This window comes from Rufibacter tibetensis, from assembly GCF_001310085.1.
GTDB classification, from domain to species: Bacteria; Bacteroidota; Bacteroidia; order Cytophagales; family Hymenobacteraceae; genus Nibribacter; species Nibribacter tibetensis.
This window is the reverse complement of record NZ_CP012643.1, coordinates 1202339-1226724: the sequence shown is the minus strand read 5'-3', so window position 1 is coordinate 1226724 and position 24386 is coordinate 1202339. Positions and strand designations below refer to the sequence as shown.

At 49.4% G+C, this 24386-nt stretch carries 18 protein-coding genes; 15 read left to right on the top strand and 3 right to left on the bottom strand.

Annotated features, from left to right (window positions below; translation table 11 throughout):
* Positions 1 to 33 precede the first annotated feature (33 nt).
* The 10 genes from DC20_RS04735 (at position 34) to rodA (ending at position 10942) form a co-directional block, all read left to right on the top strand.
* The gene (locus tag DC20_RS04735) at positions 34 to 1299 is read left to right on the top strand and encodes a putative DNA modification/repair radical SAM protein (protein WP_062542780.1); all 1266 of its coding nucleotides are present in this window, start codon (positions 34 to 36) and stop codon (positions 1297 to 1299) included.
* A gap of 77 nt (positions 1300 to 1376) precedes the next feature.
* Complete coding sequence (locus tag DC20_RS22795) at positions 1377 to 1523, top strand: hypothetical protein (protein WP_157593050.1); 147 nt, start codon at positions 1377 to 1379, stop codon at positions 1521 to 1523.
* A gap of 19 nt (positions 1524 to 1542) precedes the next feature.
* The gene (locus DC20_RS04730) at positions 1543 to 2379 is read left to right on the top strand and encodes a TIGR03915 family putative DNA repair protein (RefSeq protein WP_062542779.1); all 837 of its coding nucleotides are present in this window, start codon (positions 1543 to 1545) and stop codon (positions 2377 to 2379) included.
* A gap of 129 nt (positions 2380 to 2508) precedes the next feature.
* Positions 2509 to 3135 (top strand): phosphoribosylglycinamide formyltransferase, encoded by a 627-nt coding sequence (purN, locus tag DC20_RS04725; RefSeq protein ID WP_245652301.1) that lies wholly within the window; start codon positions 2509 to 2511, stop codon positions 3133 to 3135.
* 219 nt (positions 3136 to 3354) lie between these two features.
* Positions 3355 to 4884, top strand: coding sequence for a bifunctional phosphoribosylaminoimidazolecarboxamide formyltransferase/IMP cyclohydrolase (purH, locus tag DC20_RS04720; protein WP_062542778.1), 1530 nt, complete (start codon positions 3355 to 3357; stop codon positions 4882 to 4884).
* A 468-nt stretch (positions 4885 to 5352) separates the two neighbouring features.
* Positions 5353 to 6381: a rod shape-determining protein gene (locus DC20_RS04715; protein ID WP_062542777.1), complete on the top strand. Its 1029-nt coding sequence runs from the start codon at positions 5353 to 5355 to the stop codon at positions 6379 to 6381.
* A 12-nt stretch (positions 6382 to 6393) separates the two neighbouring features.
* Positions 6394 to 7302, top strand: a complete 909-nt coding sequence (gene mreC, locus DC20_RS04710; RefSeq protein WP_062542776.1) for a rod shape-determining protein MreC — start codon at positions 6394 to 6396, stop codon at positions 7300 to 7302.
* The gene (locus tag DC20_RS04705) at positions 7295 to 7819 is read left to right on the top strand and encodes a hypothetical protein (protein ID WP_062542775.1); all 525 of its coding nucleotides are present in this window, start codon (positions 7295 to 7297) and stop codon (positions 7817 to 7819) included. Before mreC ends, DC20_RS04705 begins: the two co-directional genes overlap by 8 nt.
* Positions 7816 to 9654, top strand: a complete 1839-nt coding sequence (mrdA, locus tag DC20_RS04700) for a penicillin-binding protein 2 (RefSeq protein WP_062542774.1) — start codon at positions 7816 to 7818, stop codon at positions 9652 to 9654. Before DC20_RS04705 ends, mrdA begins: the two co-directional genes overlap by 4 nt.
* 10 nt (positions 9655 to 9664) lie before the next feature.
* Positions 9665 to 10942, top strand: a complete 1278-nt coding sequence (rodA, locus tag DC20_RS04695; protein ID WP_062542773.1) for a rod shape-determining protein RodA — start codon at positions 9665 to 9667, stop codon at positions 10940 to 10942.
* Positions 10943 to 11141: 199 nt separating this feature from the next.
* On the opposite strand, the gene DC20_RS04690 is transcribed toward rodA, so the two are convergent.
* Entirely contained in the window at positions 11142 to 12188 is a 1047-nt protein-coding gene (locus DC20_RS04690) for a hypothetical protein (protein WP_062542772.1), read from the bottom strand.
* Between the two features lie 34 nt (positions 12189 to 12222).
* On the opposite strand from DC20_RS04690, the gene DC20_RS04685 reads away from it, so the two are divergent.
* The 4 genes from DC20_RS04685 to DC20_RS04670 all read left to right on the top strand — a co-directional run bounded on the left by DC20_RS04685 (position 12223) and on the right by DC20_RS04670 (position 18672).
* The gene (locus DC20_RS04685; RefSeq protein WP_062542771.1) at positions 12223 to 12543 is read left to right on the top strand and encodes a 2Fe-2S iron-sulfur cluster-binding protein; all 321 of its coding nucleotides are present in this window, start codon (positions 12223 to 12225) and stop codon (positions 12541 to 12543) included.
* Between the two features lie 309 nt (positions 12544 to 12852).
* Positions 12853 to 13446, top strand: a complete 594-nt coding sequence (locus DC20_RS04680) for a thymidine kinase (protein ID WP_062542770.1) — start codon at positions 12853 to 12855, stop codon at positions 13444 to 13446.
* 381 nt (positions 13447 to 13827) lie between these two features.
* On the top strand, positions 13828 to 17103 hold the full coding sequence (locus DC20_RS04675) for a S41 family peptidase (RefSeq protein ID WP_062542769.1): 3276 nt from the start codon (positions 13828 to 13830) through the stop codon (positions 17101 to 17103).
* A 345-nt stretch (positions 17104 to 17448) separates the two neighbouring features.
* Positions 17449 to 18672: an RtcB family protein gene (locus DC20_RS04670; RefSeq protein ID WP_062542768.1), complete on the top strand. Its 1224-nt coding sequence runs from the start codon at positions 17449 to 17451 to the stop codon at positions 18670 to 18672.
* A 119-nt stretch (positions 18673 to 18791) separates the two neighbouring features.
* Here the strand turns inward: DC20_RS04670 and DC20_RS04665 are convergent, their stop codons facing one another.
* Positions 18792 to 19925: a mechanosensitive ion channel family protein gene (locus DC20_RS04665; RefSeq protein ID WP_062542767.1), complete on the bottom strand. Its 1134-nt coding sequence runs from the start codon at positions 19923 to 19925 to the stop codon at positions 18792 to 18794.
* Positions 19926 to 20168: 243 nt separating this feature from the next.
* Here DC20_RS04665 and DC20_RS04660 point away from each other — a divergent pair, with 243 nt between their 5' ends.
* Positions 20169 to 22352 (top strand): bifunctional alpha,alpha-trehalose-phosphate synthase (UDP-forming)/trehalose-phosphatase, encoded by a 2184-nt coding sequence (locus DC20_RS04660; RefSeq protein ID WP_062542766.1) that lies wholly within the window; start codon positions 20169 to 20171, stop codon positions 22350 to 22352.
* Positions 22353 to 22521: 169 nt separating this feature from the next.
* On the opposite strand, the gene DC20_RS04655 is transcribed toward DC20_RS04660, so the two are convergent.
* Positions 22522 to 24306, bottom strand: a complete 1785-nt coding sequence (locus tag DC20_RS04655; RefSeq protein WP_062542765.1) for a glycoside hydrolase family 15 protein — start codon at positions 24304 to 24306, stop codon at positions 22522 to 22524.
* Positions 24307 to 24386 lie beyond the last annotated feature (80 nt).

Here is a 24386-nt window from a genome sequence, read left to right as displayed (position 1 = left end):
CTAACGTATTCAAAGATTTAAAAGGCATAACACATGCACACTCCGCTCTTAGAAAAACTAAGTATTTTGGCAGACTCTGCTAAATATGATGTTTCCTGCTCTTCCAGCGGCGGCAAACGCAAGAACGAGGGGAAAGGGTTAGGCAACGCCGAAGGCATGGGTATCTGCCACAGCTATACTGAAGACGGCCGGTGCGTGTCTTTGCTAAAAATATTACTTACTAACTTCTGCATTTTCGACTGCGCCTACTGCGTGTCCCGGAAAAGCAATGACGTGAAGCGGGCTGCTTTCACTGTGCAGGAAGTGGTGGATCTCACCATCAATTTCTACCGCCGCAACTATATTGAAGGCCTGTTCCTAAGCTCCGGCATTTTCAAGAACGCCGACTATACCATGGAGCGCCTGGTGCGGGTAGCCAAGAAATTACGCCTGGAGCATAAGTTCAATGGCTACATCCACTTGAAAACCATTCCGGGGGCCAGCGAAGAACTGGTGAAGGAAGCCGGCCTGTACGCCGATAGATTGAGCGTAAATATTGAGTTACCCACCGAGCAAAGCCTGCAGTCGTTGGCCCCTGAGAAGAACTTTAAGGAGGTGCTTACGCCCATGGGCCACATCAAAGACCAATTGGTGCTGGTGAAAGAAGAGAAGAAGCTGTTTAAGTCTACGCTTTCCTTCGCACCAGCCGGACAGAGTACCCAGTTAATTGTAGGAGCCACCCCGGAGAGTGACCGTCAGATCCTGACCCTCGCCGATGGCTTATACCAAAATTTCAACCTTAAGCGGGTCTACTACTCAGGCTACGTGCCGGTAGTGACCGATAGCCGTCTGCCCATCATCAGCACGCCGCCTATTATCCGGGAAAACCGTTTGTACCAGGCCGATTGGCTCGTGCGGCTCTACGGCTTTGGCGTGAATGAATTGCTGGACGAGCAAAATCCGCAACTAGACCTACAGATTGATCCCAAACTAGCTTGGGCGCTGCGTAACCGGCACGTGTTCCCGCAGGAGATCAATACCGCCGATTACGAAATGATTTTGCGAGTGCCGGGCATCGGGATTAAATCAGCGAAGAAGATAGTGGCCGCCCGCCGCTTTGCCCACCTTACCTGGGAGCACCTGCGCCAGATTGGAGTCGTGCTGAAAAGGGCTAAGTATTTTATCACCTGCGGAGGGCGCAGTTTGGAGACAAGAGAATGGGACGAAGAAGCCATCCGGAGAAGAATCATTTTCGGGGAGAAGGGGAGCCGGGCCAGCCTGTGGGGCAGCCAACTGGACTTGTTCCAGCAGGCGGGTTAAAAAGCCAACCTGCCCCACTTCCGCCTTATAAAAGAAAAAGCATTGTTTTTGTAAAACCACATCAAAACCTACTCAATATGCCAACTTTAGTGAACCGCCAAACCGTAGCTCCAGTTTCTTTCCGTTGCAAACTGAGCACCCTAGTACCTTACCTGCGCCAGCTTTCCGCGCAACGCCATGAAAACAACGGCGGCAGACGCACTTCTATCCGTATCGCTTCCTAACTATTAGATTAGAGCGCGCATGCATTTCTATACCTATGACGGTTCCTTTGAAGGCCTCTTAACGGTGGTGTTTGAAGCGTATGAGCGCAAAGAATGGCCTACCCAGATAGGTAAAGAAGGAGAGGCTCCGCCAGGCATCTTCGCGACACACCACTTTGTGCCCACGCAGGAAGAGAAAGCCAAGCGTGTGTGGGAAGGGTTAGGTAAAAAGCTGTCAAAAGCCGCTTGGGAAAACGTGTACAAAGCGTATCTCTGGGAGCAACCCGGCTTTGAGATGCTCATTTTCCAGTTTGTGCGCCTGGTGTTCTCCAGTTCCAAAGCCGGCGTAGAAGAGAACTTTGCTGACCCGTATGTACAGAAAATGACCGTAGTGGGCAAGCAGATGCACCGGGAAAAGCACCGCATGGAAGCGTTCATCCGGTTCCAGCGCACGCAGGACGGCTTGTTTGTGGCGCCCATCAGCCCAGATTTCAACGTGCTCCCGTTGGTTGTCCCGCATTTTGAGAAACGCTATGCCGACCAGAACTGGCTTATTTATGATGTGCACCGGCAATACGGAGCGTATTATGATCAAGAGCGCGTGAACATTGTCTCTCTGGAGGAAACGCCTTTGGGCTTGAGGAAAGGACAGTTGTCACCGGATATCCTGACAGCAGTGGAACCGATGTACCAGCAACTGTGGCAGGCGTATTTTGACCATGTGAACATTCCTGAGCGCAAAAATAAAAAGCTGCACCTGCGCCACATGCCCAAACGCTACTGGAAATATCTGACGGAGAAAAAGCCCCGCATACAGGCGCATCAGCCTATTCAGAACAAACAGGTGCCTACCCAAATGCCGAGGTTGAATCCGTAGGTTTGTTCCTATCTATGCTGTTTTGAGAAAACCAGGTCAAAACAGCAGAAGAGGGTAGAGCAGCATTTCTTTTCCTTTTATTACCTATTTTCCTGAAATCAACCCAGAAATACTATCTTTGCTCTTCCATTGACAGCACAGGCAGTTTTGGGTACCTCCTCTAAGAAGAACATCGTCATTTTCGCTTCCGGCTCCGGAAGTAATGCCCAACGTTTGTTGGAGCAGTTTGAGCACCATCCGCACATTCAGGTGGTGGCGCTTTTCTCTAACAATCCCGAGGCCTTTGCCTTGCAGCGGGCCCACAATTATGGGGTGCCTACCGCAGTATTCGATCGGGCTGGTTTAAAAGCGGGCGACGTGCAGGCGCAGGTACAGGCGTATAATCCAGATTTGATTGTGCTGGCTGGTTTCCTTTGGTTGTTGCCCGCCTCGTTTGTACAAGCATTCCCTAATAAGATTATCAATATCCATCCGTCACTGCTGCCTAAATTTGGCGGCAAAGGCATGCATGGCCAGCACGTGCACCAGGCGGTGATCAACGCGCAGGAAGCCGAAACCGGCATCACCATCCATTACGTGAACGAGCACTACGACGAAGGCGCCCCTATTTACCAGGAACGCTGTCCTGTTCAGGCCGATGATACCTGCGAGACTTTGTCAGCCCGTGTCCTAATCCTGGAGCACAAGCACCTGCCCCGCGTAGTGGAGGAATTGCTCTCTTCTGACCAAAACAACCCCGAAACGCCCGCAGCCTAACCCTGTAAAGAGATGAAGCGACTGACACGGCCCTTTCTACTGCTCTTTCTGCTGCTTACGTGTCATCTGCGGGCTTTTTTGAATTTGTGTTTCCCTTTCAATTTTTTAGGTCAACTGCTCAAGTTTTCTGTTTACAAAGTGGACAGGCAGCTTTTTCTATGGCCAGACTTTTCCGGCTCAAATACCTTTTCTCTCTAACTTACATTTTTTGCAACCTATATGAATTCCGTTAAAATCAAATCTGCCCTTATCTCAGTGTACTACAAAGATGGCTTGGAGCCGTTAGTGCGCGAATTGCAGAAACAAGGCGTGACCTTCTACTCTACCGGAGGTACCCAGACGTTCCTGGAAGGGCTGGGCGCCGAGGTGGTGGCTGTAGACAGCGTAACTGACTACCCTTCTATTTTCGGAGGACGCGTTAAAACCCTACACCCTAAAATCTTCGGGGGAATTTTGCACCGCCGCAACCACGAGCAAGACCAACAAGAAGTAGAGCAGTTCCAGATTCCGGCTTTGGATCTGGTGATTGTAGACTTGTACCCGTTTGAGGAAACAGTTGCTTCCGGCGCTGCTGAAGAAGATGTGATTGAAAAAATTGATATCGGGGGCATTTCATTAATCCGTGCTGCGGCTAAGAACTTCCAGGATGTGCTGATCGTGTCTTCGCGTGAGCAATACGGTGAAGTGGTGGAACTGCTGCAAACCAAAGAGGGCAGCACTGATTTAGCGGACCGTAAGCATTTTGCCGCCAAAGCCTTTGATATCTCCTCACACTATGATACCCATATTTTCAAATACCTGAGCCAGGAGCAAGACTTAGCGCCGGCGTTCAAGCAAAGCCAGCGTCAAAGCCAGACCTTGCGTTACGGCGAGAACCCGCACCAAAGCGGCACGTTCTTCGGTGATTTAGAGGCCCTTTTTGACAAACTGAACGGAAAAGAGCTGTCGTACAACAACCTTGTTGACGTAGACGCTGCCGTTCTCTTGATGGCTGAATTTTCTGACCAACCGGCTGTAGCCATCCTGAAGCACACTAACGCTTGCGGCGTGGCCGTGGCTGATTCTCTGCACCAAGCCTATGTGAATGCCTTGGCCTGTGATCCTATCTCTGCGTTTGGTGGCGTCATCATCACCAACAATGCTGTAGACCTGGCCACCGCCGAAGAACTAAACAAACTGTTCTTTGAAGTTCTAATCGCACCAGAGTTTGACGCCGATGCTTTGGAATTACTGAGATCTAAGAAAAACCGGATTCTGCTGCGCCAGAAACCAGTCACTTTGCCTTCTAAACTGTTCAAAACTTTGCTGAATGGCGTGATTGAGCAAGACAAAGATCTAGCCGTAGAAATTGCCGCCGATTTCAAAACGGTTACCCAACGAGGTCCGTCAGAGGAAGAGGTACAAGGTCTTGAATTTGCCTTGAAAGTTTGCAAGCATACAAAATCCAACACCATCGTGTTAGCCCGCGGAAACCAGTTGCTGGCCAGCGGAGTGGGACAGACCTCCCGGGTAGATGCCTTGCGCCAGGCTATTGAAAAAGCAAGAGGGTTCGGGTTTGAACTGGAAGGCGCTGTGATGGCCTCTGATGCGTTCTTCCCGTTCCCGGACTGCGTAGAGATTGCCGCTGAAGCCGGAATCACTGCCGTGGTGCAGCCTGGTGGTTCCATTAAAGACCAGGATTCAATCCAAGCCTGTGATGCCCGTAATATGGCAATGGTCATGACCGGTGTCCGCCATTTCAAACATTGATTATTTCTCACCCATAGTTAGTGAAAGCCCGGCTGTTCAAAGAATAGCCGGGCTTTTCGTTTGATGCCTGTTTTCTGTAAATGGCTCTGAAAAGCTCTTCCTGTAGCTAGTGATATATTTTTCTTATTTAAAGCATTAGAGATTGGTGTTCTAACTGTTTGGATAATTTTCATTTAGATTATAGAGGAGGAAGGTTTTTGAGTAGTCTATTCGTCTTATAGTGAAGTTTCTTAGGAGCATTCCGTCAGTTTTTTAGAATATCCGGTATAAGGTAGGATGGGATTAGGAAAGCCTATAATTCTACTTTTTTTGAACTATTTTTTTAAAAAAAGGAAGAAAACAGAACTGTCTCAGACTCAAGTAAAATTATTGGCGGGAAATACGTAATTTCGCGCCATTAAAGTTTCTTGCAAAGAAATATTAATTTCATATATAGCATTCTAACTGTGAATGCACCACGGACAAATAATGGGATTATTTAATTTTTTCACTTCCGATATAGCGATTGATTTGGGTACGGCCAATACCCTCATCATCCATAACGATAAAATTGTAGTAGACGAGCCTTCCATCATAGCGCTTGACCGCAGAACCAATAAGGTGTTGGCAGTTGGCCGGGAGGCGATGCAGATGCACGAGAAAACCCACGAGAACATCAAGACCGTTCGTCCGCTGAAAGACGGAGTGATTGCTGACTTTACGGCTGCTGAGATGATGATCAGGGGGATGATCAAGATGATTGACAAAGGCAAGAAGCGTTTGTTTCAGCCATCGTACCGCATGGTGATCTGTATACCGTCTGGTATCACGGAAGTGGAAAAACGGGCCGTGAAAGACTCTGCGGAGCACGCCGATGCCCGCGAGGTCTGGATGATCCAGGAACCGATGGCAGCTGCCATTGGAATTGGCATTGACGTGGAGCAGCCCGTGGGCACCATGGTAGTGGACATAGGAGGTGGTACCACTGAGATTGCCGTAATCGCCTTGTCAGGTATTGTGTGCGACCAGTCCATCAGGGTAGCGGGTGATGTGTTCAACAAAGACATTCTGGACCACATGCGCCGCCAGCATAACCTGTTGATTGGAGAACGTTCCGCTGAGCGGATTAAAATTGAGGTAGGTGCTGTGCTCACTGAGTTAGACAACCCACCCGCTGACTTTGAGATCAGAGGCCGCGACTTGATGACCGGTATCCCGAAAGTAATTAAAGTAACCTATCAGGAAATTGCCATCGCACTGGATAAGTCGGTGTCTAAAATTGAAGAAGCCGTTTTGAAGGCTTTGGAGATTGCTCCACCAGAGTTGTCGGCTGATATTTATGACAATGGTATCCACTTGATTGGTGGCGGAGCCCTTTTGAGAGGATTAGACAAACGTCTGGCAGCCAAAACCAAATTGCCTATTCACATTGCGGAAGATCCGTTAAGAGCTGTGGTGCGGGGCACTGGCGCAGCCGTGAAAAACATTGAGGGTTTCCGCAACGTGCTGTTGAGCTAAGCACATGCGCCCATGCGGAAATTATTAATTTTCATCTTCCGGATAAGGGCTTTCCTGGTGTTTCTGCTGTTAGAGGGCGTGTCATTGTACCTCCTGTACCGAAGCAATACCTACCATAGTGCGGCATTCTACCAATCGTCTAACTACTACGTGGGGCGGGTACTGGAAATCCAAAGCCAGGTGGCTGATTATTTCCGGTTAACGGAAGTAAACCAGAGTCTGGCTCTGGAGAATGCCAACCTAAGGGCGCAACTCACGCAAATTCAGGAACAGCTACTAAATGACAGCCTGGGTACGGTAAAAGACTCCTTGTTTGTGACCGCTATGGATACAGCAACCACCAGGGACTCTCTTTTGGCTCCCCTTGTTGCGGCTGGACCTGCCGTGTTCACCTATCGGCCTGCCCGGGTCACCAGTAACTCTGTTCGCGGGTTAAACAACCACTTGGCCCTCAATGTAGGGACAGATGCTGGCATACAAGCTGGGATGGGCGTTTTAACAGCCAATGGAGTAGTTGGAAGGGTGAAAGCGGTTTCCAGACATTACGCCACCGTGACGTCATTGCTGCACTCCCAAACGTTGATTTCTGTGAAACTCCGCCGGAACAAAAGCCTTGGGTCTATTAGGTGGGATACGGAAAACCCTGAAACAGCCAGCCTGCATTACATTCCGTTGAGCGAGAAAATCTTCAAAGGCGATTCTGTGGTGACCTCTGGGGCGGGGGGGATTTATCCGCCGGGCATTATGGTGGGCCGTGTGATTAGCGTGCGCAAAGAACTGGACAAAAGCTTTTACACCATTGTGGTGCGCCTGAGCGTTGACTTTGAGAAGCTGTCTTACGTGTACGTGGTGGAAAACAAACGCAAGGCTGAACTAGACAGCTTGCTTCTTAGATCTGGTATAACCGAAGAGAATGAATAGTTTTAGGTTCATACACTTAGTACAGTTTATAGTATTGATGAGTCTGCAGGTCTTGTTAATGCGTAACCTGGTGCTGTTTGAAACCGGATTCTGCTTTGTCTACATCGGGTTTATCCTTTTCCTTCCAATTGAGATGGACAAGGTATTGCTGCTCTTACTGGGGTTCATCTGTGGGTTTACCATTGACCTTTTCTATGACACGTCAGGGGTGCACGCCGCCGCCACGGTACTCATGGCTTACTTACGACCTTCTATGTTAAAATTGATCACCCCCCGTGACGGTTATGAGGTATCAGACCATGCCAGTTTGCCTTCTATGGGGTGGAGTTGGTTTCTTACGTATGGCATGGTCCTTATCTTTGTGCACCATTTCACCCTGTTTTTTCTGGAGCTCAACGGATTTAAACTGATTGGTTTTACGTTAGCCAAGATAGTCGCCAGCACACTGTTCACCGGAACCGTGCTGGTGATCTTTCAAATGTTATTTTTTGAGCGAAGGGCAAGAGGTTTTAGATGAAGTATTTAGAAGGCCGCAAATACGTAATACAAGCAATTTTTATAGCGATAGGGGCGGTTTATCTCATCAAGCTTTTCTACATCCAGGTGTTGGATGACAGTTATAAGACAGCCGCCGAAAGCAATGCCATGCGCCGCGTGGTGCAGTACCCGTTCAGGGGCTTGGTCTATGACCGAAATGGGGTTTTATTGGTAGAGAACACGCCCGTCTATGATTTGATGGTGGTGCCAAAAGAAGCCCGTGCCATTGACACCCTTGAATTTTGTCGCTTAGTAGGCCTTACTTTACTAGAGTACCGGGAGAAAATCACTGCTGCCAAAAAGTACTCCTACGTCAAACCATCCCCGTTTTTACAGCGCCTCTCCAATACTGAGTTTGCCGCCATTCAGGACAACCTGGTAGATTTTCCGGGGTTCTACATCAATGCCCGTACCGTCAGGAGTTATCCGCACTCCAGCTTAGCCCATGCTTTAGGGTACATTGGGGAAATAAGTCCGCGACAGTTGGAAGACAGCACGTATCATGGCTACCGCCAGGGTGATTACCTGGGTATTAGTGGCATTGAGCGAGAATATGAGAAGTACCTGATGGGCAAGCGCGGGGTGAAATACACCATGGTAAACGTGCGCGGCATTGAGAAAGGCTCTTTCAAGAATGGCGCCTATGACACACTCTCAGAAGCAGGCCAGAACCTGGTCACTACCATTGACCTGAAGCTGCAGGAGTACGGTGAAAAGCTCATGTCGGGCGGCAAGGTGGGCAGTATGGTGGCCATTGAGCCAAGCACTGGTGAGATTCTGGCCCTCGTATCGGCCCCTTATTTTGACCCTTCTTTGTTGACGGGTAAAGAACTGGGGAACAATTACATGAAGTTGCTTCGTGACCCTGCCAAGCCGCTGTTCAATCGTCCGCTGATGGCTACTTATCCACCTGGTTCTATTTTCAAATTGGCGCAGGCGTTGATTGCCATGCAGGAAGGGGTGCTCACTCCTGAGACCGGATATCCCTGTAACTGGTCATTGGTGAAGTGCTCGCACCGGCATCCGTATCCGGCTAACCTGAACATTGCCATTGAGAACTCCTGTAATCCTTATTTTTACCAGGTATTCCGTTCCGTTGTGAACCGTGGCAAATACCGTAACGTGTATGAAGATGTTCGTCAAGGTCTGGATAACTGGAACAAACACATCAAGACGTTTGGCTTTGCAAGTAGCCTGGACATAGACTTACCCGGAGAGAAGAAGGGATTGATGCCGTCGGCTAAATTCTATGATCGCATCTACAAACGAGATGGTTGGAAGTACCCCACCATTTACTCTGTGAGCATAGGTCAGGGCGAGACAGGCGTTACCCCGTTGCAGATGGCTAACTTTGCTGCTACCATTGCCAACCGGGGGTATTATTACAAACCTCATATTGTGCGATCTGTAGGTGAAAAAGGAAAACCGCTGCCAGAGTATCTGGTGAAGAATTATACCTCCGTAGATCCCATGTATTTCCCGCCGGTGATTGATGGCATGCAGATGGTGGTAGAGAAAGGAACTGGAAGAAATGCCAGCTTAAAGCATATAGGTGTGGTGTTGTGCGGGAAAACAGGTACGGTGCAAAACCCCCATGGCAAAGACCACTCGGTGTTCATCGCCTTTGCCCCTAAAGATGATCCTAAAATCGCCATTGCCGTGTACGTGGAAAATGCCGGTAGCGGAGCCAACGCCGGCGCCCCTATGGCTAGCTTAATGATTGAAAAATACCTCACTGGTACCATTAAAACGAAGTACCGCCAGCGTTGGGAAGCGGATATGATCAACGGTGGTTTCTACAAGTGGGGCGATTAGCGTAAGAAACATGCGGACTTCCTATAAAATAGCCAATAACATAGATTGGGTCACCATTGGGCTTTACCTGCTCATGGTCATGCTAGGCTGGATGAACATCTACGCGGCAGTCTATAACCCAGAGAATGTCACCAGCATCTTTGACTTCACCCTGAACTCGGGGAAGCAATTGGCCTGGATTGGCACTTCATTGGTGATCATCATCATGCTGTTTGCCATTGATTACAAGGCATATGACTCACTTGCTTACGGTATTTACTGGTTGGTGATTCTGGTTCTTTTGGGCACGTTGCTTTTGGCTTCGCCGATTAAAGGGTCGCGCTCCTGGCTGGTGATTACAGAATCTGTCAGGTTACAGCCTGCGGAGTTTGCCAAGTTTGCCACGGCTCTGGCGGTCTCCAGATTTATGAGCAGCATCAACCTAAGACAGCAGAACTGGAAAGACCAGGCGAAACTGGCCGGATTAGCGCTGTTGCCACCCATGATCATCATTCTGCAAAATGAGACGGGTTCTGCCCTGGTGTTTGCAGCTTTTACCCTGGCTTTGTTCCGCGAGGGGATGTCACCCCTGATTCTCATCATTGGCGCAGTAGGTGTTTTTGTGTTCGTATTGACGCTCCTGATTCCGCAGTGGTGGCTGGCTGGTATTATTACCGTACTCATGGGAGCGTACATGTGGCTGAACTTCCACCGGATTAAGCGCTACTTGCCTACCTACATAGGAATCTGGGCGGCCATCTTAGCGGTTGTTTTCAGCGTGACCTACTTCATTGACAACATTCTGCAGGAGCACCAGCAAAACCGGATTAAGGTGTTGGTAGACCCCGAGGTGGACCCCTTGGGCGTAGGTTGGAACGTGACGCAGTCTAAAATTGCTATTGGTTCAGGCGGTTTCTTCGGGAAAGGTTTCCTGGAAGGAACGCAAACAAAATTTGACTTCGTGCCCGAGCAAAGCACGGACTTTATTTTCTGTACCGTAGGCGAAGAACACGGCTGGATTGGCTCCCTGATTATTGTGGCCCTCTTTATTGGGCTTCTGCTTCGGATTGTCTATGTGGCGGAACGGCAGCGCTCGGTGTTTGGCAGAACCTATGGGTACTGCGTGGCGTCTATCATCTTCTTCCACTTTTTGGTAAACGTGGGCATGACCATTGGGCTGGCGCCGGTAGTGGGTATTCCACTTCCGTTCTTTAGCTATGGAGGTTCTTCTTTGTGGTCTTTCACTATTCTCCTCTTCATTCTGCTCGCCATTGACGCCCACCGAAAACTGGATTTAGGTCGAGGCTAAGCTAGATACCGAGGAGGGTGTTTCAATTAGTAAGACAAATCCGATTTAAGCCCCTTTTCTCAAAAAAGGCTTAAATCGGATTTGTTTTTTTGATGCAAGGCATAGCTTTTTTAGATAGAAGATTTGTAAACCAAAAGCGGCCGCCTTTATACCAGAGGCGGCCGCTTTTGGTTCGTTTTTCCTAAAACGAAGCGAAAACTTACACAAATTTGCGCTCAATAAGCCTTGTGAGCTTTTGCACGTGCTCTTCTTTTCGGCTCCAGTTGTATTTGCGGCCAACATCCTGCACCAGGTACTGCTTGGCTTGATCTGGGTTGCTGTACTCATCCAGTTGCTTGATTACGGCATGGTAAGCCATGTTGTCACCCTCAAACAATTCATTTATGAACGAGAACCGTTGGTTGATGGAGATAGCTTCTTTAAGTGACCCTATTTTCTGGTCCTGTTGCCGGTCTGCCATAGAAACCGCTACCGGTTGTTTCAACCGATCGTTCAAGGTGGGTCTCTGATCTAATTGTAAACGGTCGTTCAGTTTAGGTTCTGCGTGCAGCGTAGGTCTGAAAGAAGGTTGCGAAGAAGCCACCTGCGTACTCATGGCTGGCATAGGTGCCGAAGCCGGAGCAGCTACCGCCGGGAACAAATCCTCTACCCGAAGTGGCTGAAGCTCGTTGAACTTAGCCACCAAATCATTTACCGACGTCCGTTCGGCTTCATGTTCAGCCAGGAACCGGTTCAATCTTGGAATCACCTGGTGGCGGTCAAAGGAGCCGTCAAGCAGGGTATCCAGGAACTGGCGGTACACTTCTTTGTCAATGTCCTGGTACTTGAGGCTCTCCTGCAGTTTTGTAACGGAGAGGTCATCCATCCGCATGAATTTCTCCTCAAAAACAGCCACAGGGTCCAGCACGGTGCGTAGCGTGTCTTGGAGGGCTTTTACCAAAAGAGGCTCAAAATGCGGACGCTTAATGGAAATTTTGCGGGACAGCACATTCATGAACTGCACCAGGGCATCCTTCACCTCGGGGTGTTCAAAATCAAAGTAAGGACTTCTCAGGTTGGCCATTTCATGGTTCCAGAGAGTGAGCAGCTCTCTGATCATGTACAGGTTCACCTGCTTTATAGGGGTAAAGGAAATCAGTTGTTGAGCGGTAACATTCTCATGATGAGCAAAGTGTTCTTCGCTGAGGCGTTGGGCAAGTGCTTGGCTGTACTGCGCCAGGCGTATTTGATTATATTTGTCTTTCATTGGCGAGAGCATACGCTCGTAAATATAGCGAAATATGGCCGAATTAACGGTGCAGAATCTAGGGGGGCTAGTGGTTAACGTTGCCCAGGGGCAGACAGTTCTGGCCGGTTTGCAAGTGGCCGGGGTTGACTGGATGCATGCCTGCGGCGCCAAAGGCCGCTGCACTACCTGCCGCATGATTGTGCTGACCGGTGCTGAAAATATACTCCCAGACACCGCCCCAGAAACCCGCTTCCGCAACAACGGCCGTTTGCGCCCCAATGAACGTCTTACCTGTCAGGCCAAACTCACCGGACCCGTTACCTGCCGTGTTCCCCAGCAAACCAAGCTTCCTCACATGACTTATTCTGGCTGAGAGAAAGTGGAACCAGGGTAGACCATTTTCAGAAATTAAACCTTCTGTTCAATTCCTCTAAAAAGGCTTTTTGGGCTAACGGAAGTAGCGGCTGAGTTATTGCCACCTGAGTTAATCTTGATTACTATTTTCAAAGGATAAACTATTTTCCATTTTGAGCAACGGTAGAGGAAGGTATAAATAGTTGATATTTAGTTGCTTGAATAACTGTGTGGAAAAATTGTGCATTAGGAAAGGGGACGGCGCTAGTACCTTCGCCTTGTGATTGAGCCAGACTCAATCCTGTAAACGCCCATTCATTAGAAGAGTATGTTCATAGAACCCCGGGTGGGAAACCGCCAACAGGCCCAGAGAAGAGGTTGGATAGAAGTGATCTGCGGGTCTATGTTCTCGGGGAAAACCGAAGAATTAATCCGGCGGCTAAACCGGGCTAAAATAGCCAAGCAGTGTGTAGAGATCTTCAAGCCTGCCTTTGATACCCGCTACCATGACATAGATGTGGTCTCCCATAATGCTACCAGCATCCGCTCCACACCCATTCAATTTGCCAATGACATGCTTTTGTTGGGCAGCGGCTGTGATGTGTTAGGAGTAGACGAGGCCCAGTTCTTTGACGAGGCCATTACCGAAGTCTGCGTTCATCTGGCCAACACCGGCGTGCGCGTTATTGTAGCCGGCCTGGACATGGACTACCTGGGGAAACCCTTCGGCCCTATGCCGGCCCTGATGGGTGTGGCCGAGTACGTGACCAAAGTACACGCCATCTGCGTGCAGTGCGGTGATATTGCTTCCTACTCCTTCCGGAAAGCCGCCTCCAAAGAAAAAGTGATGTTAGGCGAAACCGATTCATACGAAGCCCGCTGCCGCCATTGTTTTCAGGAAGGCCTGAAGGGAAACTTCTAAAGGGATTTTTAGATTCGGATTCTGGAAGCCATTTTAGCTCCTATTTTTAGAAAATGGGGTTGAAACGGCTTTTCTGTTTCTCTTGATTGCAGATCCGCTGGCGCTAGCCTCCGGCCCGTGTCCAGACGTATTCCAGCACAGTAATCAGTTCAGCAATGTGAAGGCACGAGGCGGAGGCTCGCGCCAGCGAAGAGGGTGTAGAGACAATCCCTTGTGGTTGTCCCTGCGGCACGTCTATTTATTGCCCTTTTTTGCCAATCCACCCCCGAAATGACACAGTGCATTGTTCTTCCTCCTGACAATCAGTTAAATGTCATTTTTTGACTACGACTTAACATTCACTACATTTAGTATTCCAACTAACAAACAACCGCTTACATCATGAAAAAGAGGTTTCTAGCCGTATTGGCTCTTTGCTGCGCAGGCAGTTTAAGCGCCATGGCCCAGACCCAAACCCCGCTCTGGCTAAATACCCCAGCCATTTCGCCAGACGGTCAAACCATTGTTTTCAGCTACAAAGGAGATTTGTACAAAGTAGCCTCGGCGGGCGGAAACGCAACGCCGCTGACCATGCACGAAGGTTATGAATACATGCCAGTCTGGTCACCAGACGGAAAGCAGATTGCTTATGCCTCTGACCGCTACGGCAACTTTGATGTCTTCGTCATGCCGGCGCAGGGCGGAGAGTCAAAACGGCTTACGTTTCATTCTTCCCCTGACTTGCCTTCAGATTTTACGCCAGATGGAAAGAGCGTGATCTTCTCTTCGGCACGGGTAGACGCGGCTTCTAATGCTATGTTCCCCTCAGGTACGTTTTCTGAATTATATAGTGTATTCATTGGAGGCGGCCGCAACGCCATGCTCCTGACAACGCCTGCTGAAGCGGCCAAGTACAATGCCTCCGGTGATATGCTGATCTACCAGGACAAAAAGAGCTTGGAGAACAATTTTAGAAAGCACCAGACCTCGTCTTCTGCCCGCGATATCTGGACCTATAATACCAAAACCAAGCAGCACACCAAACTCACCGACAACATAGGCGAAGACCGTCAGCCGGTGTTTGGGGCCAATGGGCAGGAAGTATATTACTTGAGTGAGCAGCCTAATGGCACGTTCAATGTGCGTAAGCTAAGTCTGCAGAATCCTAAGCAGAGTGCCGCGGTTACCAACTTCACCAAACATCCAGTACGGCATTTGAGCGGTTCTAAAGACGGGGTGTTGTCTTTCACCTATAACGGCGAGATTTACACGCTCAAAGCCGGTGCCCAGCCGCAGAAAGTAGCCATTCAGCTGTACTCAGACATCCGCTCCAATCCAGAGACCGTGTTGCCTATTTCCGGGGGCATGACCGAAATGGAAGTTTCGCCCAATGGCAAGGAAGTGGTGTTTGTGAATCGCGGAGAGGTGTTTGTATCATCGGTGGAAGGGGGCATTACCCGCCGTATCACCAGCACACCCGAGCAGGAGCGTAGCGTGAGTTTCTCGCCCGATGGCCGCAAAATCTTGTACGCCAGTGAGCGCAACGGCAGCTGGAACATCTATGAAACCAGCCTGGTGCGCAGCGCTGAGCCTTACTTTTATGCCTCTACGGTGTTGAAAGAAGAACCGGTAATCGCCACCGCCGCGGAGGAGTTTCAACCGGCATATTCGCCTGATGGCAAAGAAGTGGCTTACCTGGAGGAGCGCGTGACCCTAAAAGTGGTGAACAAAGCCGACAAGCAGGTCCGCACCATCTTAGGCAACGCCAATAACTATTCTTATTCAGATGGCGACCAATACTATGAATGGTCACCAGACGGCAAGTGGTTTTTGATGCAGTTCAACCAACCCAAGCAATGGCTGAGTGAAGTAGGTCTAATCTCGGCCAGTGGTAAGGGTGAAATCATCAACCTGAGCCAGAGCGGCTACGCCGAGCGCAGTCCACAATGGATGATGGGCGGCAAAATGATCACCTACTATTCTAACCGCGAAGGTTTGCGTGGCAATGGTAACAACTCCGGTACGGGTGACATCTACGCTCTCTTCACCACCCAAGATGCCTTTGACCGCTTCAAGCTCAGCAAGGAAGATTTCAACTTGTTGGAGGATCTGGAAAAACGCGAAACAGAAGCTGCTGCCCAGTCTGATAAACCTGAGCCAAAAGGCCGAGGGAAGAAAGGCCAGTCCGCTAAAAACAATGCTCCTGCCGGAATGAAGCTGGAACTGGACAATCTGCAGTACCGGAAAGCACGCCTTACGTCTACTTCTTCGGACCTGGCAGATGCCGTGGTGACTGCCAAAGGCGACCGTATGTTCTACCTGAGCCGCTTTGAGAAAGGGTATGACTTATGGGTAACCAACCTGCGCGACAATGACACCAAACTGCTGGCCAAACTGGGTACCCGCGGGGGTGACATGGTCATGAGCAAAGACGGCAAAAACCTGTTTGTCTTAACCGAAGGAAAAATCCTGAAAGTAGACACCGAAAATGGGAAACAGGAGACGCTCAAAGTGAACGGCGAGATGAACCTCAACGCCGCTGCTGAGCGGGCCTACATGTATGACCACGTGATCCGACAGCTGGAGAAAAAATTCTACGTGAAAGACCTGCACAACGTAGACTGGAAATTCTACACTGAAAACTACCGCCAGTTCCTGCCGCACATTGCCAATAACTATGACTTTGCTGATGTACTGAGCGAGTTATTGGGTGAATTGAATGCCTCTCACACGGGCGGACGTTATAGCCATCGTGCCACTAATCCAGATGCTACGGCTTCTTTGGGCTTGTTTTACGACGAGCAATACACAGGAAAAGGCCTGAAAGTAAAAGAGGTCATCAACCTGAGTCCGTTTGACCGCGCCAGCTCCAAAGTAAAATCAGGTATTGTCATTGAGAAAATTGATGGCCAGCCCATAGAAGACAACACCGATGTAGACCAACTCCTGAACCGCAAATCAGGTAAGTACACGCTGGTTTCTCTGTACAACGAGAAAACCAAGCAGCGCTGGGAAGAGACTGTGAAGCCTATCTCAGGAACTGAGTTGAGTGAGTTGATGTACCAGCGCTGGGTTGAAAACCGGCGCAAAGAAGTGGATCGTTTATCGGGTGGGCGCTTGGGTTACGTGCACATCAGGGGCATGAATGATGCCAGTTACCGCACAGTCTACGAAGAGGCTTTGGGCAAGAACGCCACCAAAGAAGCACTGGTGGTAGACACCCGCTCCAACGGCGGCGGAAACCTGCACGATGACCTCATCAGTTTCCTGAACACCAAACGCTACGCCGAGTTTATCCCGCGCGGACAATACCTGTCAGACGAGCCTCGTAACAAATGGACAAAGCCGTCTATTGTGGTCATGAACGAAAGCAACTACTCAGACGCGCACATCTTCCCGGTACTGTACAAAGAACTGGGAATTGGGAAAACCGTGGGTATGCCCGTAGCCGGAACCGGTACTTTTGTGTGGTGGGAAACTATGATTGATCCTACCATGGTCTTCGGGATTCCGCAGGTAGGCTACCGTACTTTAGGCGGAGGCAAGTTTCTGGAGAACACCCAATTGGAGCCAGATTATTTAGTAGCCAATGATCCAGCCGTAGTAGCCCAAGGCCGCGACCAGCAGTTGGAGACAGCCGTGGAAGTGCTGCTGAAGGAATTGCCTACGAAAAAGTAATTCATCTTGTATGGTTGAATAAATAGAAGCCCCGCCTTATAAGCGGGGCTTCTCCGTTTTACGGCTGTTTTGGAGAAGGTAGGCGCAAAATGGAATCAAGAATGCCCTTCAAATTTATACCTCTTTGTCATCCTGAAAGGATCTTGTGTGCGGACTAGACAATCATTGAATACTCGCTACTACTACTACTACTACTACTATTCGCCCACAAGATCTTTCCAAGATGACAATAGGAGAGAGGTAGGAGAGTAGAGACTACATCTATTTCTAATCTCTTTCTCAAAAACAGGTAAATAACGCAAGGGCGTTTTCACGTATAGGCTTTACTACCAATTTTGCAGGAACATGGCTATTGTGCAGAACAACATTACCGTTTTTGGGGAAGAGATCATAGATCAAAGCGCTATTGACCAGCTCAAGCGTTGCGTGAGCGAAGAAGACCTTGGTGTGCTCACCGCAGATGCCCATTATGGCTATGCGCACCCTATCGGCGGAGCCGTGGCCTACAAAAACAAAGTGTCGTTGTCTGGGGTGGGGTTTGACATTGGCTGTGGAAACAAAGCCGTGCGCACAGATATCATGGCTTCTGATGTGAAAATCTCCCGGGTAATGGATGAGATTGTACGCACCATCGGGTTTGGCGTGGGCAGACCTAATCCCAAGCGCGTGGATCATCCGGTGTTGGAGCATATCAAAAAAGCTGAGTTCAAGCCACAGCGTGAGATGCGCAAACTGGCCGCCGAGCAACTGGGTACCGTGGGCAGCGGCAACCATTTCATTGATTTGTTTGAAGACGAAAAAGGTTATCTGTGGGTGGGGGTGCACTTCGGGTCCAGGGGATTCGGGCATAAGACTGCCTCTGGGTTCATCGCACTATCCCAAGGTCTAAGCTTTTTTGACAAAGCCAAGGAAGGCTCCATGGATGCGCCACCTATCTTGTTTGACATAGACTCTGAACTGGGGCAAGATTACATTGCTGCCATGTCCTTAGCCGGAGAATATGCCTATGCCGGGCGGGATGTGGTGGTGGAGCAGGTACTGGGCATCTTAGGAGGTAAAGCAACAGAAGTAATCCATAATCATCACAATTTTGCGTGGTTTGAGAAGCACCAGGGCGAAAACTACTGGGTAGTGCGCAAAGGCTGTACTCCGGCGTTTCCCGGCCAAAAAGGGTTTATTGGAGCCAATATGTATGACAACTCTGTGATCATTGAAGGGGTGGAGAGCGAGCTTTCAGTCAGGGGCCTTTACTCAACAGTGCATGGGGCAGGTCGTTTGCTCAGCCGTAGGGCCGCGGCCGGAAAAACCAAATGGATCAGAGACAACAAGGGTGTGAAGCGGAAAACTGTAGTCTCACCCGGGTTGGTAGATTTTGAGGCGGTACAACAGCGCATGAAAGCCCAAGGCATTGAGCTGCGCGGCGCTGGTGCTGATGAAGCCCCTGAAGCTTACAAAAAACTGGAAGACGTTTTGAAGCACCAAGGCAATACCATCAAAGTCCTGCACACGCTTCGTCCGCTTGGCGTGGCCATGGCTGGTGAGGATGTGTATGACCCTTACAAAGATTAAGAAGCCTTCTGCTGCTCATTAGTAGTAAGCTTCTTTCGCCTTTTATAGAAGTACCAATTCTGTTGTCTTTTAGCCTCATTTTGCAGAAATCAAGCTAAAAGACAACAGATAAAGAAAACTCATTGCGCCGCTTCCATGGGCACAAAGGGCATATTGGGACTTTCACCTGAGCTTAGGGTACGGGTAAGAGGCAGGCATCCCGGGTGATTCTTCTGAATGAAATTTACCATTTTTTCCCGTACAAAGCAGCGCAAATCAAAGGCAGTGGCAGAGTCAGTGGCACTGACCAAAATCCTTAACTCCAAGGTTCTTTCTTTAGACTCGGTGACCTGCAAGATGCCTACTCGTTCGTCCCAAAGGTGTGTTTCCTTCAGAATACGAGTGAGTTCCTGGCGCAGGGCCTCAATGGGAGCCGTATAATCTAAGTAGAGGAAGACTGTTCCAAGCAACTCGGCATTGGTGCGGGTCCAGTTCTGGAAAGGCTTTTCTATAAAGTAGTTAATGGGCAGGATCAGGCGGCGCTGGTCCCAGATACGAACCACTACATAAGTAAGGGTGATTTCTTCCACCCGGCCCCATTCATTTTCCACCACCAGAACATCATCAATGCGCAAGGGTTGGGTAAAGGCAATCTGAAAGCCGGCAAGTAAATTCCCTAAAGAGCGCTGCGCGGCAAAACCCAGGATCACCCCGGCAATACCTGCTGAGGTTACCAATCCGGTTCCTATTCGCCTCACCGTTGGGAAACTCATCAGGATCAAACACACCGCGAAGAAGATAATCAAGATCACCACTACCCGCCTGATGAACTGAAGCTGGGTGACAATCTTCCTTTCTTTTATATTGTCTGCTTTGTCTAGCTGGTACTTTTTCTTGACCTGGTACTGCACCACGTTTACCCAACCAATCAGGAAATAAGCAAAGGCACATGTGAGCAAGATTTCCATGATACGCCTCACCACTTCATACGGCTCGGGCCGCAAGGGAATTAACGGGAGCGCAGTGGAAAGAAGTAAAAGCGGAAGAAAATAGGCGAGCGGCTTGCGCAATTTGATCAAAATAGCCTCTACCCAAATATGCGGAAACCAATGCTGGTACGCTGATAATGCCTTAAAAATAAACCACTTGATAATGGCGCCTCCTAATAAAGCCCCAATCACCACACCGGCACCTTGCAGGAATTGAGGGAAATGATCAATGGTGAAGTGTGTGATGTGCTCAAACACTTCTTCTACTCTGAACTGTTCTAACATTCTTTCAATCTAAAATCACAAGTTCATGTGTACCCCTGTCCTGTTGAAAGGTTACCCTACCTTCTTTATATATCACTGCATCAGAAGAAGATGGGGGCGTGTTTTCTTAATGTTTTAACCAATCTAGGGTCAAAGGAGTAATATAAGAGGGCGTGCGGGAATCAGGAACATAAACTGATGCTTAGAAAACAAATAGCTGTTTTCTTCTGGGCGCCTCTTTTCTTACACTTCAAACCATTGACTATGCCTAAAACGATTATCATTTCTAACCGGCTTCCCATCAAAGTTCAGCGGACCGAGGACGGATTAACGTATGAAACCAGCGAAGGAGGGCTAGCCACCGGTTTAGGTTCTATTTACAAAACAGATGACAATATTTGGATTGGCTGGCCCGGCACCTTTTTCAATGATACGGCCGAACAGGAGCAGGTTACCAAAGACCTCTCTGAACAAAGCATGCGGCCCGTTTTCCTGACGGAAAGTGAGATTCATAACTTTTATGAAGGGTTTAGCAATGAGACGCTTTGGCCTTCCTTCCATTACTTCAGCCAGTACGCCGTGTATGATGACACCTTTTGGGAGGCATACCAAGGGGTAAACGGCAAGTTCTGCCGGGCTGTTATGGAGCATGCGGAGCCCGGTGATACCATTTGGGTACATGATTATCAACTGCTCCTTTTACCAGCCTTGATCAGAGAAGCACTGCCAGAAAGCACCATTGGGTTTTTCCAGCACATTCCGTTTCCGTCGTATGAAGTATTCCGGTTACTGCCCTGGCGCGAACAGATCTTGAAAGGCATGCTGGGAGCCGATCTGGTTGGGTTCCATACGTTTGACGATGCCCGCCACTTCCTGAGTTCTGTAAGCCGCATTGTTGGGTGGACCGCCTCGCAAAGCATCATTGATAATGGAAGCCGGCAAATCATGGTAGATGCCTTTCCTATGGGCATTGACTATGAGAAGTACGCCTCCCTGGCAGCTTCTGAAGAGATGAAGGAAAAACAAAAGGAGTATCGTGAGGCTTTACATCATCAGAAAGTAATGCTGTCCATTGACCGCCTGGATTACTCCAAAGGTATTCCGCAGCGCCTGAGAGGGTTTGAGTTGCTGTTACATGAGCACCCTGAGTTCCGGGAGAAAGTGACCTTATTTATGCTGGTGGTTCCGTCCCGCGACCAGGTAGAACAGTACCGTGAGTTGAAGGAGACCATTGATGAACTGGTGGGCCGCATTAACAGCTCTTACCGCACCATCACCTGGAACCCTATTCAGTACTTCTACCGCTCTTTCCCTCTGGAAGAACTATCTGCGCTGTACTCCTTAGCTGACATTGCCCTGGTGACACCTATGCGCGACGGTATGAATCTGGTGTGCAAAGAATTTGTGGCCAGCAAGCTTGACCAGAAAGGCGTTCTTATTTTAAGCGAGATGGCTGGAGCCGCCAAAGAACTCTCAGATGCCATCCTGATCAACCCAAATGATTTAGGCGCGATGGTGCGGGCCATGCAGGAAGCCATGATCATGCCAGAGGAGGAGCAGAAACTCAGAATGCAGCACATGCAGGAAGTATTGAAGCGCTACGACATTCATCATTGGGTAAGTATTTTCATGAACCGGCTGGAGTACATCAAACTTAAGCAGATGAGCCTGGCCACCGAATACTTGTCTGAGGAAGAGCGCGATGAGCTGCTAGAGGCGTACACCAACGCCTCCCAACGCATTCTTTTCCTGGATTATGATGGTACGCTCACGTCTTTTACCAACAATCCTAAACACGCCAAACCAGATACTGAACTGTTGCAGGTACTAGGGTGTCTGGCGCAGGAAGACAACAACAAGGTAGTGATTATTAGTGGCCGTGACCGGGCTACCCTGGAAGAATGGTTGGGCCATTTAGACGTGGACATTATCGCAGAGCACGGGGTTTGGGCCCGGGAGCGGGGCCAGGATTGGGAAATGCTGCACCACCTTACCAGCGACTGGAAATCAGAAATCAGACCTATTCTAGAACTTCTGGTTAGCAGAACGCCCGGGTCATTTATCGAGGAAAAAGACTTCTCGCTGGTGTGGCATTACAGAAAAGTAGATCCAGGATTAGGAGAACTACGCGCCCGCGAGCTAGGAAATCACTTGCAATACCTGGCCTCTAACATCAACCTGCAGGTAATGGAAGGCGATAAAGTGCTGGAAATCAAAAACGTGGAGGTGAACAAAGGTCTGGCTACCCTAAGCTGGCTGGAAGAACACCCACATGATTTTCTTTTAGGCATTGGCGATGACCGCACCGATGAAGACATGTTCAGGATTATGCCTAAAGAAGCTTTTACCATTAAAGTGGGTAGCAAGCGTTCTCTGGCCCGTTTCAATCTGGATAACACCAAAGAGGTCCGGAAACTTCTGCAGTCTATGTGTGCGGTAGAGGAATAAGGCTAGAAACAATGTTAAAACGAACGTGTCTATTTCTAAATGCGCTTCAGATAATGTTGACAACCGAGTGTCTGTTTTACTGCCCTTTTTAGAAAAGGACAGTAAAACAGATAAACAAGAAAGGCTTACCACATGGTAAGCCTTTCTTGTTTATGGAAGGAAGTACGTCCTATAACAAAAACGAAGGTTTGTCTAAACGTTTGGAGATACGATAAGCGGCGTTCAGAAGACCTACGTGGCTGTAAGCCTGCGGGAAGTTACCCCACTGGCTTCCGTCTTTAGAGTCTACGTCTTCGCTCAGCAAGCCCAAGTGGTTCGTGTATTTGAGGATGTTCTCAAACTCTTCAGTCGCTTCTTCTATGCGGCCTACGCAAGCCAGGGCCTCAATGTACCAGAATGCACAGATCAGGAACGTGCTTTGCGGCACTCCAAAATCATCGGCGTGTTTGTAGCGGTAGAACAGTCCTTCGGGCGTTTTAAGCTCTTTCTCCATGGCCTCCAAGTGCGACTTAGCTCTTTCAGAAGCTGGGTCCAAGTAGTGCATCATGATGAGTTGGAGCGTACTGGCATCCATGTGGTTTTTGCCAATGGCCTGCGTGTACACACCTTGTTCCGGATCAAAGCACTCCTCAATTTTAGCGGCTGCTTCCTGCATCAACTGCGTGGCCAACTGCCCTAGTTGCTCATCGCCCATGTAACGGGCGGCACTGGCTGCCGCTGAGGCACCGGCCCAATGGAACAGGTACGTATAGCAATGGTACTGCGCAAAATCGCGGAACTCCCACAAACCGGCATCTGGCTCATTCATGGTGTCACGTATTTTGTACAGCGTCTTGTAAATCAGTTTCTGCGATTCAATACGCTCAGCGTCGTTGAAACGGCGGTCTACATACAAGGGGAGCAAAGCCACCAGAATCTGGCCGTACACATCATTCTGGATGTGCGTGTAGGCATCGTTCCCTATGCGTACCGGTTTGTTGCCCAGGTAACCGTCCAGTTCCAGTTCAATCTCGGTGAGTTTACTTTGACCACTAATGGAGTAGAGCGGTTGGTAACGCTGGGTATCTTTGGCCGTGATGTTGGCGATGAAGTGGAAATACCGCTCCATTTCTTCAAAGTGGCCAATGTTGTTGAAAGCATTCAGGATGTAATAGGTGTCACGCATCCAGCAGAACCGGTAATCCCAGTTACGGCCGCTGCCGGGGTGTTCCGGCAAACTGGTGGTAGGCGAGGCAATGATGGCCCCGGTGTCTTCGTACTGGTGAATCTTCAGAGCTAACGCGCTTCGGATCACCTGCTCCTGGAAGAAGTTGCTGATGCTGGTATTCTTCACCCACATCCGCCAGTAGCGGGTGGTTTGGCGCAGGAATTCCTCAGCGGTGTTTTCCAGGTTTGCCTCCAATGGGGCTCCGTAGGTCAAAACAAAGTAAAGCGTCTCGTTCAGCACGAAAGACTCGTCTTCCAGAATGTAGCTGAGCGAGGCATTGGTGGTCAGGCGAACTTCTTCGTCTAGACCTAAGAAAGCGATGTGGTTGCTGCTGCGGCGGCGTTTCAGTTCCAACTGCCCGTAGTTGCCCATGGGTTTGCAGGTAGCCTTGATGCGCGGGGCACCAGACAAAGGCTCCACTTTGCGCACGAGCATGAGAGGCTTGTAGTAGCGCTGGTGCTGCCGGAAGCGAGGAGCAAAATCTGTAACCCGGTAAGAGCCTTCTTGGCAGGTGATTTCAGTGCAGAGAATGTTGGTGTTCTCCACGTAATACTGGTGCGAGGTGAAATTCTCAGAATCAGGTTTGATGGAGTATTCACCACCTTTTTGCCGGTCCATCATAGGACCGAAGATGAAGCTGCTGTCAAAACGAGGCCAACAGAGCCATTCAATGTTAGTGTCTTTGTGGATCAGGGCGAGATAGGCGCAGTTGCCAATCAGGCCCATGTCATAGGTATGTTTTGCCATACGGTTTCTACGTATAAGAGGATTGCCAGTGGATGTCTGAAGTTACGTGTACCGTATTACACGTATAGAGGTTTCCTAAT